Genomic DNA, 13,102 nt, shown 5'->3' with positions numbered 1-13,102 from the left:
CGCCATGGTTTTCGACCTGGACCGTGCCTGGGACCTGCACCCGCAGGTCTCGGTGCGGCCCGAGCCTTTCGGCGCCTTGCTGTACCACTTCGGCACCCGCAAGTTGTCCTTCCTAAAGGACCGCGGGCTGCTCTCCGTCGTCCAGGCGCTCGCGTCCGCCCCCACTGCCCGCGCGGCGTGTGCGGCCGCGGGCGCCTCGCCCGACGACATCCCTCGCTACGCCCGGGCCCTCACGGTGCTCGCGCGCGGAGACATGCTGACCGAAAGGAGGCCTGCCGAATGACCGCGTTGGTGGACCTGTTCGAATACGGCCTCGACTCTCCCATCTGCCTGACCTGGGAGCTCACGTACGCGTGCAATCTGTCGTGCACGCACTGCCTGTCCAGTTCCGGCCGGCGTGACCCGCGCGAGCTGTCCACGGCCGAGGCCAAGGCCGTCATCGACGAGCTGGAGGCAATGCAGGTCTTCTACGTCAACATCGGCGGCGGCGAGCCGACCGTACGCCCCGACTTCTGGGAGCTGCTCGACTACGCGACCGCGCACCACGTGGGCGTGAAGTTCTCGACCAACGGCGTGCGCATCACGCCGGAGAACGCGCGCCGGCTGGCCACCAACGACTACGTCGACGTGCAGATCTCGCTCGACGGCGCGACCGCCGAGGTCAACGACGCCGTGCGCGGTCCCGGCTCGTACGACACGGCTATGCGCGCGATGGCCAACCTGGCCGACGCCGGGATGAAGAACTTCAAGCTGTCGGTGGTGTGCACCCGGCACAACATCCCGCAGCTCGACGAGTTCAAGGCGATCGCCGACCGGTACGGCGCTCAGTTGCGGCTGACCCGGCTGCGCCCCTCCGGCCGCGGCGCCGACGTCTGGGACGAGCTGCACCCGCGGCCCGAGCAGCAGCGCGAGCTGTACGACTGGCTGGTCGCGCACGGCGAGGGTGTGCTGACCGGCGACTCGTTCTTCCACCTGTCGGCCTTCGGCGACCCGCTGCCAGGGCTGAACCTGTGCGGCGCGGGCCGGGTGGTGTGCCTGATCGACCCCGTCGGCGACGTGTACGCCTGCCCGTTCGCCATCCACGACGAGTTCCTGGCCGGCAACGTGCGCGGCGAGGGCGGCTTCCGGGACGTGTGGCGCGAGTCGGCGCTCTTCCGCCGGCTGCGCGAGCCGCAACAGGGCGGGGCCTGCACGTCCTGCCAGTTCTTCGACACCTGCAAAGGCGGCTGCATGGCGGCCAAGTTCTTCACCGGGCTTCCGCTGGACGGCCCCGACCCGGAATGCGTGCAGGGCTACGGCGAGTCGCTGCTGACGAACCGCGGCGCGATTCCCAAGGCCTCCGGCGACCACTCCCACCAGAAGGTCCGGGTCTCCATCGGCCGCCCGCCGGTCAGCCTGTGCGAGGAGTCCCCGCTGGCCGGGGCCCGCTGATGGTCCGCAACCCGTGGTTCGAGACGGTCGCCGAGGCGCAAAGAAGGGCCAAGAAGCGTTTGCCGTACGCGGTGTACGGAGCGCTTCTCGCCGGTTCCGAGCGCGGCCGCACGGTCGGCGACAACGTCGGCGCGTTCGGCGAGCTCGGGTTCGCGCCGCGGGTGGTCGGCCATCACGCCGTCCGCGATCTGACCACCACGGTTCTCGGCATGCCCACGTCGATGCCAGTGCTCATCTCGCCGACCGGGGTGCAGGCCGTGCACCCCGACGGCGAGGTGGCCGTGGCCCGCGCCGCCGCCAACCGCGGCGTCATCATGGGGCTGAGCTCGTTCGCCTCCAAGCCGGTCGAGGAGGTCGTCGCGGCCAACCCGAGCACGGCCTTCCAGATCTACTGGAGCGGCGACCGGGACACGATCGTGCGGCGGATGGAGCGCGCCCGGGCCGCCGGTTGCAAGGCGCTCATCGTCACCCTCGACTGGTCGTTCTCCCACGGCCGGGACTGGGGCAGCCCCACCATCCCCGAGCGCCTCGACCTCAGGACCATGGTGAAGATGGCGCCCGACGTGCTGCCGCATCCGGGCTGGCTGTGGCGGTTCGCGCGGACCGGGCGCCTGCCCGACCTGACCACCCCCAACATGGGTACGCCGGCGCCGACTTTCTTCGGCGCGTACGGCGAATGGATGCGGACGGTCCCGCCCACCTGGGAGGACGTCGCCTGGCTGGCGAAGGAGTGGAACGGGCCGTTCCTGCTCAAGGGGGTCGGCCGAGTCGACGACGCCCGGCGCGCGGTCGACGCCGGCGTCAGCGCCCTTTCGGTCTCCAACCACGGCGGCAACAACCTGGACACCACCCCGGCCACGATCCGCCTGCTGCCGTCGATCGCCGCGGCCGTCGGCGACCAGATCGAGGTGCTGCTCGACGGCGGGATCCGGCGCGGCGGCGACGTGGCCAAGGCGCTCGCACTCGGCGCCCGCGCGGTGCTGATCGGCCGCGCGTACCTGTGGGGCCTGGCGGCGAACGGCCAGGCCGGCGTCGAGAACGTCGTGGACATCATGCGCGGCGGCCTCGACTCGGCGGTGCTGGGCCTCGGGCACGCGAGCGTCGGCGAGCTCGGTCCGGACGACATCGTCATCCCCGACGGCTTCACCCGCGCGCTGGGGGCCTGATGGCGCTGTCCCTCGCCCACACCGTCTGGCCTTCCGTGCCGGCCTCGGGAGCGCTCGTGCTGGTGCCGGTGGGCTCGACCGAGCAGCACGGCCCGCACCTTCCCTTCACGACGGACACCGTCGTCGCGAGCGCCGTGGCCGACCGGGTGGCGGCCCTGCTTCCGGCTCCCGTCGTGGTGGCTCCGCCCATCGCGTACGGGAACAGCGGCGAGCACGCGGGATTTCCGGGCACGATGTCGATCGGCCACGAGGCGCTCCGGCTGGTGCTGATCGAGACGGTGCGGTCCCTCGCGTTGTGGGCCGGGCGGATCGTCTTAGTCAACGGGCACGGCGGCAACGTCCGCACGCTGAACGACGCCGTCTCCTTCCTCGTGGCGGAGGGCCATCACGTCGGGTGGGTCAGCTGCGCCTTCCCGGGCGATGCCCACGCCGGCCGGTCCGAGACCTCGGTGATGCTGCATCTGGCCCCGCAGGACGTGCGTCTCGCCGATGCGGCGGCCGGCGACACCCGTCCGCTCGCGGCGATCATGCCTTCCCTTGTCCGCGATGGGGTCCGGGCCGTGGCGCCCAACGGCGTGCTCGGCGACCCGGCCGGCGCGACCGCGGTCGAGGGCCGGGAGCTGCTCGACGCGCTCGTGTTTCTTATCGTGAAAAGCATGACCCCATGACGCTGCCGATCGGATTCGTCGTCGACCTCGATCCGAAGACCCGGCTCGTCGACGGCGGGCGTGCGCTGCTCGGCGGCGCGCCCACGACCCACCTGCTGCGGCTGACGCCCCGGGCCCGCGCGCTCTTTTCCGGCCGTACGCTGCGGGTGCGCGACGCGGCGAGCGCGCTGCTGGCGGAGCGGCTACTCGAGCTCGCGATCGCCCACCCCCGGATCGACGAGCTGCCCCCGATCGAGGACGCCCGCTGCACGTACGTCATCCCGGTGCGCGACCGGCCGCAGCAGCTGGAGCGGCTGCTGGCGAGCATCCTTCCCGGCAGTGAGGTCATCGTCGTCGACGACGCCTCGGAGGATCCGCGAAGCGTCGCGGCGGTGGCCGCCCGCCACGACGCGCGCCTGATCGTGCTGCCCCGCAACCTCGGGCCGGCCGGCGCCCGCAACGCCGGGCTCCGCGCGGTACGCACGCCGTTCGTCGCGTTCGTCGACTCCGACGTCGTCCTCGACAAGGACACCGTGCCCACGCTGCTGAGGCACTTCGCCGACCCGCGCACGGCCGCGGCGGTACCGCGCATCACCGGCCTGCGGACTCCGGAGTCGCGCACCTGGCTCGGCCGCTACGAGAGCGCCCGGTCCTCATTGGACCTAGGGGAGCGGCCGGCGTCGGTGCGCCCCGGCTCGTACGTCTCCTGGGTCTCCACCGCCTGTCTCGTGGCCCGGGTGAGCGCGATCGGTGACGGCTTCGACGAGCGGATGCGGGTCGGCGAGGATGTCGACTTCGTCTGGCGGACCGTCGCGGCGGGCCGGCGGGTGCGGTTCGAGCCCTCGGTCGCCGCCGCGCATGAGCATCGGGCGCGCCTGCGGCCCTGGTTCCTCCGCAAGGCCGAGTACGGCACCGGCGCGCACCCGCTCGCCGTGCGGCACCCGCAGTCGGTGGCTCCGGCGGTCTTCGCGCCGTGGAGCGCGGCCATCACCGTCACGCTTCTGGCGCAGCGCCGGTGGTCGGTGCCTCTCGCGGCCGCGATCGGCGGCGTGACCGCGTACCGGATCTCCCGCAAGCTGGACATCGAGGACTCCGCCGCCGTGGCTCTCCGGCTCACCGCCGGCGGCGCCGCCTCCGCCCTGCTTCAGACCGGCGCCCTGCTCACCCGGCATTGGTGGCCGGTCACGGCCGTCGCGGCCACAATCTTTCCCCGTGTACGCCGGGCCGCCGCCCTCGCCGCGGTGGCGGATGTCGTGCTCGAATACGCCCGGGGCGGCGTCGAACTCGACCCGGTCCGTTACGCGGCTGCCCGGCGGCTCGACGACATCGCGTACGGCGCGGGGGTGTGGTTCTCGGCGATCCGGGGACGGTCGGCGGCGGCGCTGCGCCCTCAGCTGAAGCCGGTCTCGAGCCGCCGGAAAGAGGTGTCCAGGAGGGCGGCCAGGCCGGCCGACTCGTCCTCCAGCCACAGCTCGTAGGCGAAGATGCAGGCGGCCAGCGCGAGGTGCGCGATCAGGCGCGGCTCGGGCGCGGTGGCGGGCACGCCGGCCCGCTCGGCCGCGAACTCGGTGATGACCTCGCGCCACGAGTGGTAGCGCAGGGTCGAGTCGGCCCGCAGCGCGGGCACCCGGAGGATCAGCTCCATCCGCCGCCGGTGCCAGGGCACCACGTGGTCGTCGAACCGGTTGAACTCGATCACGACGCTGCGCAGCGCCTCCATGACCGGGGTGTCGGCGGGCACTGCGGCGAGCAGCGAGCGCAGGCGGAGCAACTCGGCCTCGAAGTCGCCCCAGACCAGATCGTTCTTGGAGGCGAAGTAGCGGAAGAAGGTGCGGCGGCCGATGCCGGCCGCCGCCGCTATGTCGTCGACGGTCGTGGCGTCGAATCCGTGACGCTCGAACAGCTCGAAGCCCAGCCGCTCGAGCTCCGCGCGTGACGCCACGCGCGGGCGCCCGCTGCGGACCGTTCCACTTCGGCTCACCCCCAGACGGTACAGGGGTACGCCGTCAGAACTCGGTGACGCCGGCGTCCGGGGCCAGCTCGTGGGCGGTGATGTACTTCGACTCGTCGGAGGCGAGGAACAGCACGGTGTCGGCCACGTCCTCGGGCTCGGTGCCCTCGACCGGGAGCATGTTTATGAACATCGCGCCGAGCCGCGGGTACGTCGCCATCGCGGCGCCGATCGCGGTCTGCATGTCGCCGGAGCCCATCGGGGTGTTGACGCCCGTCGGGTGCACGCTGTTGACCCGGATGTGGTGCTGGCCCAGCTCGGCGGCGAACGCCTTGGCCATGCCGCGTACGGCGAACTTGCTGGTGGTGTAGGGCACCATGAACGGCTGCACCTTGATCCCGGCGGCCGAGCTGATGATGATGACCGAGCCGCCACCGGCCTGGACCAGGTGGGGCGCGCCGGCCATGACGGTGTTCCAGACGCCGGTGACGTTGGTGTCGATGGTGTCCTGGTAGATCTGCGGCGTGACCTGGTCCCAGGCCCGGGGGATGCAGATGCCGGCGTTGGCCACGACGATGTCGAGGCGGCCCAGCTCGGCCACGCCGCCGTCGACCGCGGCGCGCATGGCGTCGAGGTCGCGCACGTCGGCCTTCGCCGCGACGATCCGCCGGTCGAGCTTCTCCACCTGGCGTACGGTCTCCTCGAGGTCGGCCGGGGTGGGTGAGTCGTAGTCGACGCCCGGCAGCGGTCCCGCGATGTCGATCGCGATGATGTCCGCGCCCTCCTGCGCCAGGCGCACGGCGTCCGCGCGACCCTGGCCTCGCGCCGCGCCGGTGACCAGCGCGACCTTCCCCGCAACCCGTCCAGCCATCACAGCTCCCTCGGTCTTTGATCAAGCAACGCCTTCGAAACGGTACGCCTTTATGACACCTGGTGCCATAAGTCGGGCGCAGGAAATTCAGGCCTTGAGATCGAGCGCGAAACCGGCGGGGACGATGACGTCGTCCCGGTTGACCTCGTGGACCGACGACTTGCCGAGGCCGAGCAGCGTCTCGCTGACGCCCTGCCGCAGGATCTCGAGCACGTTGGTGACGCCGCGCTGCCCGCCGGCCGCCATGCCCCACAGGTAGGCGCGGCCGATCATCACGGCCTTGGCGCCGAGCGCGAGCGCCTTGACCACGTCGCTGCCGCGCCGCACGCCGCCGTCGAGCAGCACCTCGATCTGGTCGCCGACGGCGTCGGCCACGCCCGGGAGGTTGCGGATGCTGGCCGGGGTGGAGTCGAGGTTGTTGCCGCCGTGGTTGGAGACCGAGATCGCGGTGGCGCCGATGTCCACCGCCCGGCGCGCGTCGTCGGCCCGGGTGATGCCCTTGACCATGAACGGCCCGCCCCACTGCTCACGAAGCCAGGCCAGGTCGTCCCAGGTCGGCTGGGGCGAGCCCATCCATTGGCCGTACGCGCCGAAGAAGGTGGGAACCGCCGCGTCGCGCGAGCCGAGGTTGGGCACGCCCAGATCGGGCAGATGGCCACTGCGCAGCCAGGTCCAGAGGTAGTTCGGCTTGTGGACGACCTGCGGCGCGTAGCGCAGCATCGCCGGGACGTCGAGCCGCTCGGGGATCCACGGGCTACCCCAGTCGCGGCGCGAGTCGAACACCCAGTCCAGCGTGACGATCAGACCCTTGGCCCCGGCCGCGCGGGCGCGCTCGGCGCGGGCCAGGATGTCGTCGCGCGAGCCGACCCAGTACGACTGGAACAGCAGCTGGTCGATCTCCTTGCCGACCTGCTCGACCGGCTTGGACGCGAACGACGACAGGCCCATCGCGACGCCGGCGTCCCGGGCGGCGCGGGCCACCGCCAGCTCGCCGTCCGGGTGGACCGCCTGCACGCCGGTGGGGGAGATCAGCACCGGCATGCTCACGTCCTGGCCCATGACGGTGGTGGCCAGGCTGCGCTCGGCCGGCAGGTCCGCGATGTGCGGGCGGAAGCGCAACTCGCCGAAGGCCGCGACGTTGTCGTCCATGGTCACGCCGGCCTCGGCCCCGGCGACCAGCGCCAGGTAGACGCCCCGGGGCAGGCGTTTCTTCGCCCTCCGCTGCGCCTCGGCTACGGTCTCGAACCAGTCACGTGTGCTTGCCATCGCGGTCTCTCCTTTGGCTCACGCACACCGTACGCGTTTTTGACACTGCGTGCCATAAAGAGAGGGCGAGTCCTAGTCGTCCGCGCTCAGCGCCTTCCGGGGAGTCGGCTCGGCCACCAGGACGCTGTCGGTGAAGCCGGCCGACAGCGCGCTCAGGGCCGCGTCGATGTAGACGGTCAGGGCGGTGTCGGCGCGGGCCACCCAGCGGTCGTACGCCGCCCGGCAGGCGGCCAGCGTCGTCCGCGCGACGGCCAGCGGCAGCAGCGAGTCGGCCGGCTGGCCGGACCGGCGGCCCACGAACTCGGCGACCACTCCCTCCCACGCGTCGTAGTGCACCGCGGCGCCCGCGTACAGGCCGGGGGAGGAGCCGATGAGGTTCATCCGCATCCGCAGTTCCGGCACGTCCTCGGCCCGGTAGTGGTTGACCGCCACCACCGCGCGCCGGATCGCCTCCATGATCGGCAGCTGGGGCGAGGCGGCGGCCAGCTCGGACCGCAGGGCCTCCACCTCGTCGTCGAACGCGCTCCACAGGACCGAGCCCTTGGACGCGAAGTACCGGAAGAAGGATCGCTTGTTGATGCCGGCGGCGGTGGCGATCTGGTCGACCGTGGTCTCGTCGAAGCCCTGCTCGGCGAAGAGGCGCAGGGCGATCACCTCGAGCTCGCGGCGGGTGGTGCCGGGAGGGCGGCCGCGGCGGGCGTAGGTGTCGGTCATCCCGGAATCTTCCGTCATCCGGCGCCGCGGCGCAGTACCCACCCCGGCCCCGCCACATCTTTGTGAAGAACATGTTGCGGGCTCGTCGCTGGTGGGGCTACGTTGGCGATATTCGTCACCGAGTGACGTTAAGTGCTCGAGTTGCTGGCCAGCCTCTCCCGCTCCGTCACACCGACTCACCCCACTTTGGAGGCAAACCATGCCTGGACGGGTTGAGGGCAAGGTCGCGTTCATCACCGGCGCCGCACGCGGACAGGGTCGCAGCCACGCGATCCGGCTCGCGCAGGAAGGCGCCGACATCATCGCGATCGACCTCTGCAAGCAGGTCGACACCGTGCCGTACCCGATGGCCACCCCCGACGATCTGGCCCAGACGGTCAAGGAGGTGGAGGCGTTCGACCGCCGCATCATCGCCACCGAGGCCGACGTACGCGACTTCGCCGCGCTCAAGGCGGCCGTCGACGAGGGCGTCGCCCAGCTCGGCCGGCTCGACATCGTCTCGGCCAACGCCGGCATCTCCTCGATCGGCGGGCCGTCCGAGGAGATGCCCGAGCAGCAGTGGCGCGACATGATCGACATCAACCTCACCGGCGTCTGGCACACCGTCAAGGCGGCGATCCCGCACCTCAAGGCGGGCGGCCGGGGCGGCTCGATCATCCTGACCAGCTCGGCGGCCGGCCTGATGGCGTACCCGAACGTGTCGCACTACGTCTCGGCCAAGCACGGCGTGGTCGGGCTCATGCGCACGCTGGCCCTGGAGCTGGCGCCCGACATGATCCGGGTCAACAGCCTGCACCCCACGCAGGTCAACACCCCGATGATCATGAACGAGCCGACGTTCAAGCTGTTCGCGCCGGACAACCCGAACCCGACGATCGAGGACTTCACGCCGATCTCGCAGTCGATGAACGCGCTGCCGATCCCGTGGGTCGACCCGGTCGACATCTCCAACGCGCTGCTCTTCCTCGCCTCGGACGAGGGCCGGTACATCACCGGCGTGACCCTGCCGATCGACGCCGGGGCGGTGATCAAGTGACCGGGCGGGTAGCGGGCAAGGTCGCCTTCGTCACCGGCGCCGGCCGCGGCCAGGGCCGCAGTCACGCGATCCGGCTGGCCGAGGAGGGCGCCGACATCATCGCGGTCGACATCCTCGAGGACTACGCGACCGTCGGGTACGGCATGTCCACCGAATCCGACCTCGCCGAGACGGCGAAGGCGGTGGAGGCGCTCGACCGCCGGATCGTCACGGCCAAGGCCGACGTACGGGATGCCGCCGCGCTCAAGGCGGCGGTCGACGAGGGCGTCGCGCAGCTCGGCAAGCTCGACATCGTCTGCGCCAACGCGGGCATCTGCACCGTGCAGGCGTGGGACGAGGTCACGCCGCAGGTCTGGCAGGACACGCTGGACACCAACCTGACCGGCGTGTGGAACACGATGGTGGTGGCGGCGCCGCACCTGATCGCGAACGGCGGCGGCTCGATCATCTGCACCAGCTCGACCGCCGGCATCAAGGGCCTGCCGTTCCTGGCGCCGTACGTGGCGGCCAAGCACGGCGTGGTCGGCATCGCCCGCAGCCTGGCCAACGAGCTGGCCCGGCACCACATCCGGGTGAACACCGTGCACCCGACCGGGGTGGAGACGCCGATGCTGCAGGGACTCGGCGGGCTCGACCCGCTGATCACCCGGGACCCGAACCTGGGCGGAATCTTCGTCAACACCTACCCGATCGAGATGGTGCAGCCGCGCGACATCAGCAACGCGGTGCTGTTCCTCGCCTCCGACGAGGCGCAGTACGTCACCGGGCTCGAGTTCACCGTCGACGCCGGAAACACCATCCGCTAGTGGACGCCGACATCGCCGGCACCGGTGAGCGGATCGCCGCCCACCTCGTCGGCCGCGAGCGTGAGCTCCGGCTCACGCTCGCGGCGGTCGCGGCCGGGCGCGACATCCTCCTCGAGGGACCGCCGGGCACCAGCAAGAGCACCCTGCTGCGTGCGATCACCGCCGAATGGGGAATCCCGCTGGTGCTGGTCGAGGGCAACGCCGACCTCACCCCGGCCAAACTGCTCGGGCACCACAACCCGGCCCGGGTGCTGCGCGAGGACTACAGCGCGGACAACTTCGTCGCCGGGCCGCTGGTCGAGGCGATGGAGAAGGGCGCGTTCCTGTACATCGAGGAGTTCAACCGCGCCCCCGAGGACACGCTCAACACGTTGCTGACCGCGATGGCCGAGCGGGAGGTGTCGATACCCCGGGCCGGCCGGGTGACCGCGCTCGACACGTTCCGGGTGATCGGGTCGATGAACCCGTACGACAACGTGGGCACCACCCGGCTGTCGACCTCGGTGCACGACCGGATGTGCCGGCTGGCCGTGACGTACCAGGATTCGCTTGCCGAGCAGGGCATCGTCGAGCTGCGTGCCCCGTTGCCGTCCCTCGACGCCGCGCTGTATCAGCGGCTGGTGGCGGACGCGGTGGCGGTCACCCGGGCGACCCGGGAGCATCCGGACGTACGCCAGGGCAGCAGCGTCCGTGGCGCCATCGACCTCACGCTGATCGCCGGCCAGCTGCTGCCCGTGTCGGACTATCCGGAGGCCGTCTACGACGCCATGGTGGTCGCCCTGTCCGGGCGGATCTTCCTGGACGAGACGGTCGAGCGGACGGCGGAGGCGGTGCTGCGCGAGATCTGGGAGGACCGGTTCGTGCTCGGCCCGCGCGCGGCCGCGCCCGGTTGAAGAGCGGTGGCCGCCGAATCGCCGGTCACCCGCCCGGCACTGAGGCCGTTGCGGCGCAAGCCCAAGGTGCTCGACGAGCGGCCGGTCCTGCACGACGCCACCGCCGGATCGGCCGGGGCGGGACCGGCGCTGACCGGGGATCGCTCCGGGCGGCCGGGCCGCACGTCGCCCGGTACCACCCGGCCGGGATTCACCGGCGAGAACGGCACGCTGCTCGACGCCGTACCGGACGATGCCGTGCCCGACCCGGAGACGCTGCGCCGGGCCCGGCAGATCGCCGCCCGGCTGGCCGTGCCCCGGCCCCGCCGCGAGCTCGGCGCCCGCCGCGGCACCGGCGAGCTGGTCAGCGTGCGCTACCGGGGCGGCTCCGACGACATCGACCTCGACCGGACCATCGACGAGCTGGTCGAGCACCCGGTGCCGGACGAGGACGACATCATCGTCCGCGAGCAGATCCGTACCCGTCGCTCGGTGGTGTTGCTGGTCGATGTGTCCGGGTCGATGCGCGGCGAACGGGTGCGCACGGCCGCCGCGACCGTCGGCGCGCTCGCCGCCGAGCTGGTCCGCGACGATCTGGCGGTGGTGGCGTTCTGGTCGGACGCCGCGGTGCTCGCGCGTCTGGGCCAGGCGGTGAGCCCGCACCGGCTGCTCGACACGCTGATGCGGATTCCGGCCAAGGGCCTCACCAACGTGGCGTTCCCGCTGGAGGTGGCGGTCGGCGAGCTGGCTCGGGTGCCGTCCCGGGACGCCCGCACGATCCTGCTGTCCGACTGCGTGCACAACGCCGGGCCGGACCCTCGGCCGTTCGCCGGGCGGCTGGCCCGCCTCGACGTCATGCTGGACGCCTCCGGCGAGAACGACCCGGAGATGGCGGCCGACCTGGCTCGCCTCGGACGCGGCCGGCTGGCCAGGATCAATACCTACCGGGATGTCGCGCCCGCGGTGTCCCGGTTGTTCGCCTCGTGAATGGAGCCCGAAGATGAGCGTCACCGTCGTCGCCACCCTGTTCCCCGTGCCGGAGCACCGGGCCGAGGTCGTCGCCGCCCTGGAGAAGACGATCGCCGAGGTGCACGCCCACGACGACGGCTGTCTGCTCTACGCCCTCCAGGAAGGTGACGACCGCCTCGTCATGATCGAGAAGTGGTCCGATGCCGCCGCGCTCGACACGCACGGCCGCGGGCCGGCGCTCGCCGATCTGAACGGCGCGCTGGACGGGAAGCTGACCGGCCCGGTCGACGTCCAGGTGCTGCGGCCGCACCCGGCCGGCACGCCCGCGCAGGGTCAGCTGTAGGGCGGCTCGATCAGAGAAGGCGGGTGGCGTCCGGCCAGGCGATGCGGAACTTGCCCGGTGTGCCGTTGAGGAGGGCGGGGTCGCCCTGGGGTGCGGCGGCGATGCCGGTCTCGACCTTGGTGCCGCCGGCGGCGAGGTAGAAAGCCTGGGCCCGGGTGTTCTGTTCGAGGACCCACAGGTAGAGGGCGGGAGAGCGGGCGTCGGCCAGGGTGGCGCGGGCGGCGTGCGCCATCAACTGAGTGCCGATGCCGGTGCGATGGCCGGAGTGGGCCACGTGGAGGTTGTCGACGAGGCTGCCCCAGCGGAGGTCGTCGTCGAGGACCACGTGGACGAAGCCGGCGAGGTGGCCGTCGCGCTCGGCGACGATCGTGCGGGTGCCGGCGGGGGAGGCGAGGCGCGACGACCAGACCGCGCGGCGCTCGGTGAGCAGGTCACCGTCGAGGTAGGCGTCGGCGTAGGCGCCCCGGTAGTGCCGCCGCCAGCTGTCGGCGTGCAGCCCGGCGACGCGGTCGGCATCGCCGGGCCCGGCCGGGCTGAAGACAACAGGGCTGAAGGCAACAAAAGACTCGGGCACGGTACGCTCCTCGGCTCGCGGCTTGCCGGGCACGAGTGTGCCGGGCCAGGTCGTCACCCGGAGCACCCCGCCCGCGAGCGGAGGGTTGCCGGCCAGCAAGCCGGGGCTGTGCGCTGGCACTCATGACCTTCGCCGCCGACCGTAGCACCCCTCAGTCGACGCCCGGCAGCTGCAGCACCCGCAGGTCGCGTTTGGTCAGTTCGTTGGCGATGATGAGGCGCTGGATCTCGCTGGTGCCCTCCCAGATACGGTCGACGCGGATTTCGCGGTAGAGGCGTTCGACGGGGTTGGTGCGGTCGTATCCGCGTCCGCCGTGGATCTGGAGGCTGCGGTCGATGACGCGGCCGGCGGCTTCGCTGGCGGAGAGTTTGGCGATGGATGCCTTGGCGTGCAGGGTTTTGCGGTCGGTGTCGTTGTCGGCTTCCCAGGCGACCTGGTGGGTGTAGGCGCGGTTGA

16 protein-coding genes and 1 riboswitch are annotated in these 13,102 nt (G+C 71.7%); of the genes, 10 read left to right on the top strand and 6 right to left on the bottom strand.

The window, feature by feature from the left end; genetic code table 11:
• Nucleotides 1–4 precede the first annotated feature (4 nt).
• From mftB to mftF, 5 genes are read left to right on the top strand one after another with little or no spacing between them, the layout of a single operon-like run.
• Complete coding sequence (gene mftB, locus A3CQ_RS0147915) at nt 5–283, top strand: mycofactocin biosynthesis chaperone MftB (protein WP_020518113.1); 279 nt, start codon at nt 5–7, stop codon at nt 281–283.
• On the top strand, nt 280–1,431 hold the full coding sequence (gene mftC / locus A3CQ_RS0147910) for a mycofactocin radical SAM maturase (protein WP_020518112.1): 1,152 nt from the start codon (nt 280–282) through the stop codon (nt 1,429–1,431). The genes mftB and mftC overlap by 4 nt, the downstream gene beginning before the upstream one ends.
• Nucleotides 1,431–2,597, top strand: a complete 1,167-nt coding sequence (gene mftD / locus A3CQ_RS0147905; protein ID WP_020518111.1) for a pre-mycofactocin synthase MftD — start codon at nt 1,431–1,433, stop codon at nt 2,595–2,597. The genes mftC and mftD (A3CQ_RS0147905) overlap by 1 nt, the downstream gene beginning before the upstream one ends.
• Nucleotides 2,597–3,265: a mycofactocin biosynthesis peptidyl-dipeptidase MftE gene (mftE, locus tag A3CQ_RS0147900; protein ID WP_020518110.1), complete on the top strand. Its 669-nt coding sequence runs from the start codon at nt 2,597–2,599 to the stop codon at nt 3,263–3,265. Before mftD (A3CQ_RS0147905) ends, mftE begins: the two co-directional genes overlap by 1 nt.
• Nucleotides 3,262–4,722: a mycofactocin biosynthesis glycosyltransferase MftF gene (gene mftF / locus A3CQ_RS0147895; RefSeq protein ID WP_020518109.1), complete on the top strand. Its 1,461-nt coding sequence runs from the start codon at nt 3,262–3,264 to the stop codon at nt 4,720–4,722. Before mftE ends, mftF begins: the two co-directional genes overlap by 4 nt.
• Here mftF and mftR (A3CQ_RS0147890) read toward each other — a convergent pair.
• The 4 genes from mftR (A3CQ_RS0147890) to mftR (A3CQ_RS0147875) all read right to left on the bottom strand — a co-directional run bounded on the left by mftR (A3CQ_RS0147890) (nt 4,635) and on the right by mftR (A3CQ_RS0147875) (nt 8,046).
• Nucleotides 4,635–5,225: a mycofactocin system transcriptional regulator MftR gene (gene mftR / locus A3CQ_RS0147890; protein ID WP_245577679.1), complete on the bottom strand. Its 591-nt coding sequence runs from the start codon at nt 5,223–5,225 to the stop codon at nt 4,635–4,637. The two genes, mftF and mftR (A3CQ_RS0147890), sit on opposite strands and share 88 nt — an antisense overlap.
• A gap of 25 nt (nt 5,226–5,250) precedes the next feature.
• Nucleotides 5,251–6,066 (bottom strand): mycofactocin-coupled SDR family oxidoreductase, encoded by an 816-nt coding sequence (locus A3CQ_RS0147885; RefSeq protein ID WP_020518107.1) that lies wholly within the window; start codon nt 6,064–6,066, stop codon nt 5,251–5,253.
• 87 nt (nt 6,067–6,153) lie between these two features.
• Entirely contained in the window at nt 6,154–7,332 is a 1,179-nt protein-coding gene (gene mftD / locus A3CQ_RS0147880; RefSeq protein WP_020518106.1) for a pre-mycofactocin synthase MftD, read from the bottom strand.
• A gap of 72 nt (nt 7,333–7,404) precedes the next feature.
• The gene (gene mftR, locus A3CQ_RS0147875; RefSeq protein ID WP_020518105.1) at nt 7,405–8,046 is read right to left on the bottom strand and encodes a mycofactocin system transcriptional regulator MftR; all 642 of its coding nucleotides are present in this window, start codon (nt 8,044–8,046) and stop codon (nt 7,405–7,407) included.
• Between the two features lie 199 nt (nt 8,047–8,245).
• Here mftR (A3CQ_RS0147875) and A3CQ_RS0147870 point away from each other — a divergent pair, with 199 nt between their 5' ends.
• Genes A3CQ_RS0147870 through A3CQ_RS0147850 form a run of 5 tightly spaced genes read left to right on the top strand, consistent with a single transcriptional unit; the run spans nt 8,246 to nt 12,072 of the window.
• Nucleotides 8,246–9,082, top strand: coding sequence for a mycofactocin-coupled SDR family oxidoreductase (locus A3CQ_RS0147870; RefSeq protein ID WP_020518104.1), 837 nt, complete (start codon nt 8,246–8,248; stop codon nt 9,080–9,082).
• Entirely contained in the window at nt 9,079–9,888 is an 810-nt protein-coding gene (locus A3CQ_RS0147865; protein WP_020518103.1) for a mycofactocin-coupled SDR family oxidoreductase, read from the top strand. Before A3CQ_RS0147870 ends, A3CQ_RS0147865 begins: the two co-directional genes overlap by 4 nt.
• Complete coding sequence (locus A3CQ_RS0147860) at nt 9,888–10,781, top strand: AAA family ATPase (protein ID WP_020518102.1); 894 nt, start codon at nt 9,888–9,890, stop codon at nt 10,779–10,781. Before A3CQ_RS0147865 ends, A3CQ_RS0147860 begins: the two co-directional genes overlap by 1 nt.
• 6 nt (nt 10,782–10,787) lie before the next feature.
• Entirely contained in the window at nt 10,788–11,747 is a 960-nt protein-coding gene (locus tag A3CQ_RS0147855; protein ID WP_020518101.1) for a vWA domain-containing protein, read from the top strand.
• A gap of 13 nt (nt 11,748–11,760) precedes the next feature.
• Nucleotides 11,761–12,072 (top strand): putative quinol monooxygenase, encoded by a 312-nt coding sequence (locus A3CQ_RS0147850; protein ID WP_020518100.1) that lies wholly within the window; start codon nt 11,761–11,763, stop codon nt 12,070–12,072.
• Between the two features lie 10 nt (nt 12,073–12,082).
• On the opposite strand, the gene A3CQ_RS0147845 is transcribed toward A3CQ_RS0147850, so the two are convergent.
• Together A3CQ_RS0147845 and A3CQ_RS56545 are read right to left on the bottom strand one after the other, a co-directional pair.
• Nucleotides 12,083–12,703, bottom strand: a complete 621-nt coding sequence (locus A3CQ_RS0147845) for a GNAT family N-acetyltransferase (RefSeq protein ID WP_245577678.1) — start codon at nt 12,701–12,703, stop codon at nt 12,083–12,085.
• A riboswitch (SAM riboswitch) is annotated at nt 12,660–12,774 on the bottom strand. It overlaps the preceding gene by 44 nt.
• A 23-nt stretch (nt 12,775–12,797) precedes the next feature.
• A partial coding sequence (locus A3CQ_RS56545; RefSeq protein WP_040434248.1) for an acyl-CoA dehydrogenase family protein occupies nt 12,798–13,102 on the bottom strand: 305 nt, incomplete at its 5' end.

Origin of the sequence: Paractinoplanes globisporus DSM 43857 (assembly GCF_000379645.1) — a bacterium.
In the GTDB taxonomy this organism is placed as follows: domain Bacteria; phylum Actinomycetota; class Actinomycetes; order Mycobacteriales; family Micromonosporaceae; genus Actinoplanes; species Actinoplanes globisporus.
The sequence above is the reverse complement of the archived record's forward strand: the minus strand, read 5'-3'. Positions and strand labels throughout refer to the sequence as shown.

Excerpts from the sequence above, each read along its gene's own strand:
- mftB (WP_020518113.1), top strand. The coding sequence starts at position 5 with ATGGTTTTCGACCTGGACCGTGCCTGGGACCTGCACCCGCAGGTCTCG.
- mftC (WP_020518112.1), top strand. The coding sequence starts at position 280 with ATGACCGCGTTGGTGGACCTGTTCGAATACGGCCTCGACTCTCCCATC.
- mftD (WP_020518111.1), top strand. The coding sequence starts at position 1,431 with ATGGTCCGCAACCCGTGGTTCGAGACGGTCGCCGAGGCGCAAAGAAGG.
- mftE (WP_020518110.1), top strand. The coding sequence starts at position 2,597 with ATGGCGCTGTCCCTCGCCCACACCGTCTGGCCTTCCGTGCCGGCCTCG.
- mftF (WP_020518109.1), top strand. The coding sequence starts at position 3,262 with ATGACGCTGCCGATCGGATTCGTCGTCGACCTCGATCCGAAGACCCGG.
- A3CQ_RS0147885 (WP_020518107.1), bottom strand. The coding sequence starts at position 6,066 with ATGGCTGGACGGGTTGCGGGGAAGGTCGCGCTGGTCACCGGCGCGGCG.
- mftD (WP_020518106.1), bottom strand. The coding sequence starts at position 7,332 with ATGGCAAGCACACGTGACTGGTTCGAGACCGTAGCCGAGGCGCAGCGG.
- mftR (WP_020518105.1), bottom strand. The coding sequence starts at position 8,046 with ATGACCGACACCTACGCCCGCCGCGGCCGCCCTCCCGGCACCACCCGC.
- A3CQ_RS0147870 (WP_020518104.1), top strand. The coding sequence starts at position 8,246 with ATGCCTGGACGGGTTGAGGGCAAGGTCGCGTTCATCACCGGCGCCGCA.
- A3CQ_RS0147850 (WP_020518100.1), top strand. The coding sequence starts at position 11,761 with ATGAGCGTCACCGTCGTCGCCACCCTGTTCCCCGTGCCGGAGCACCGG.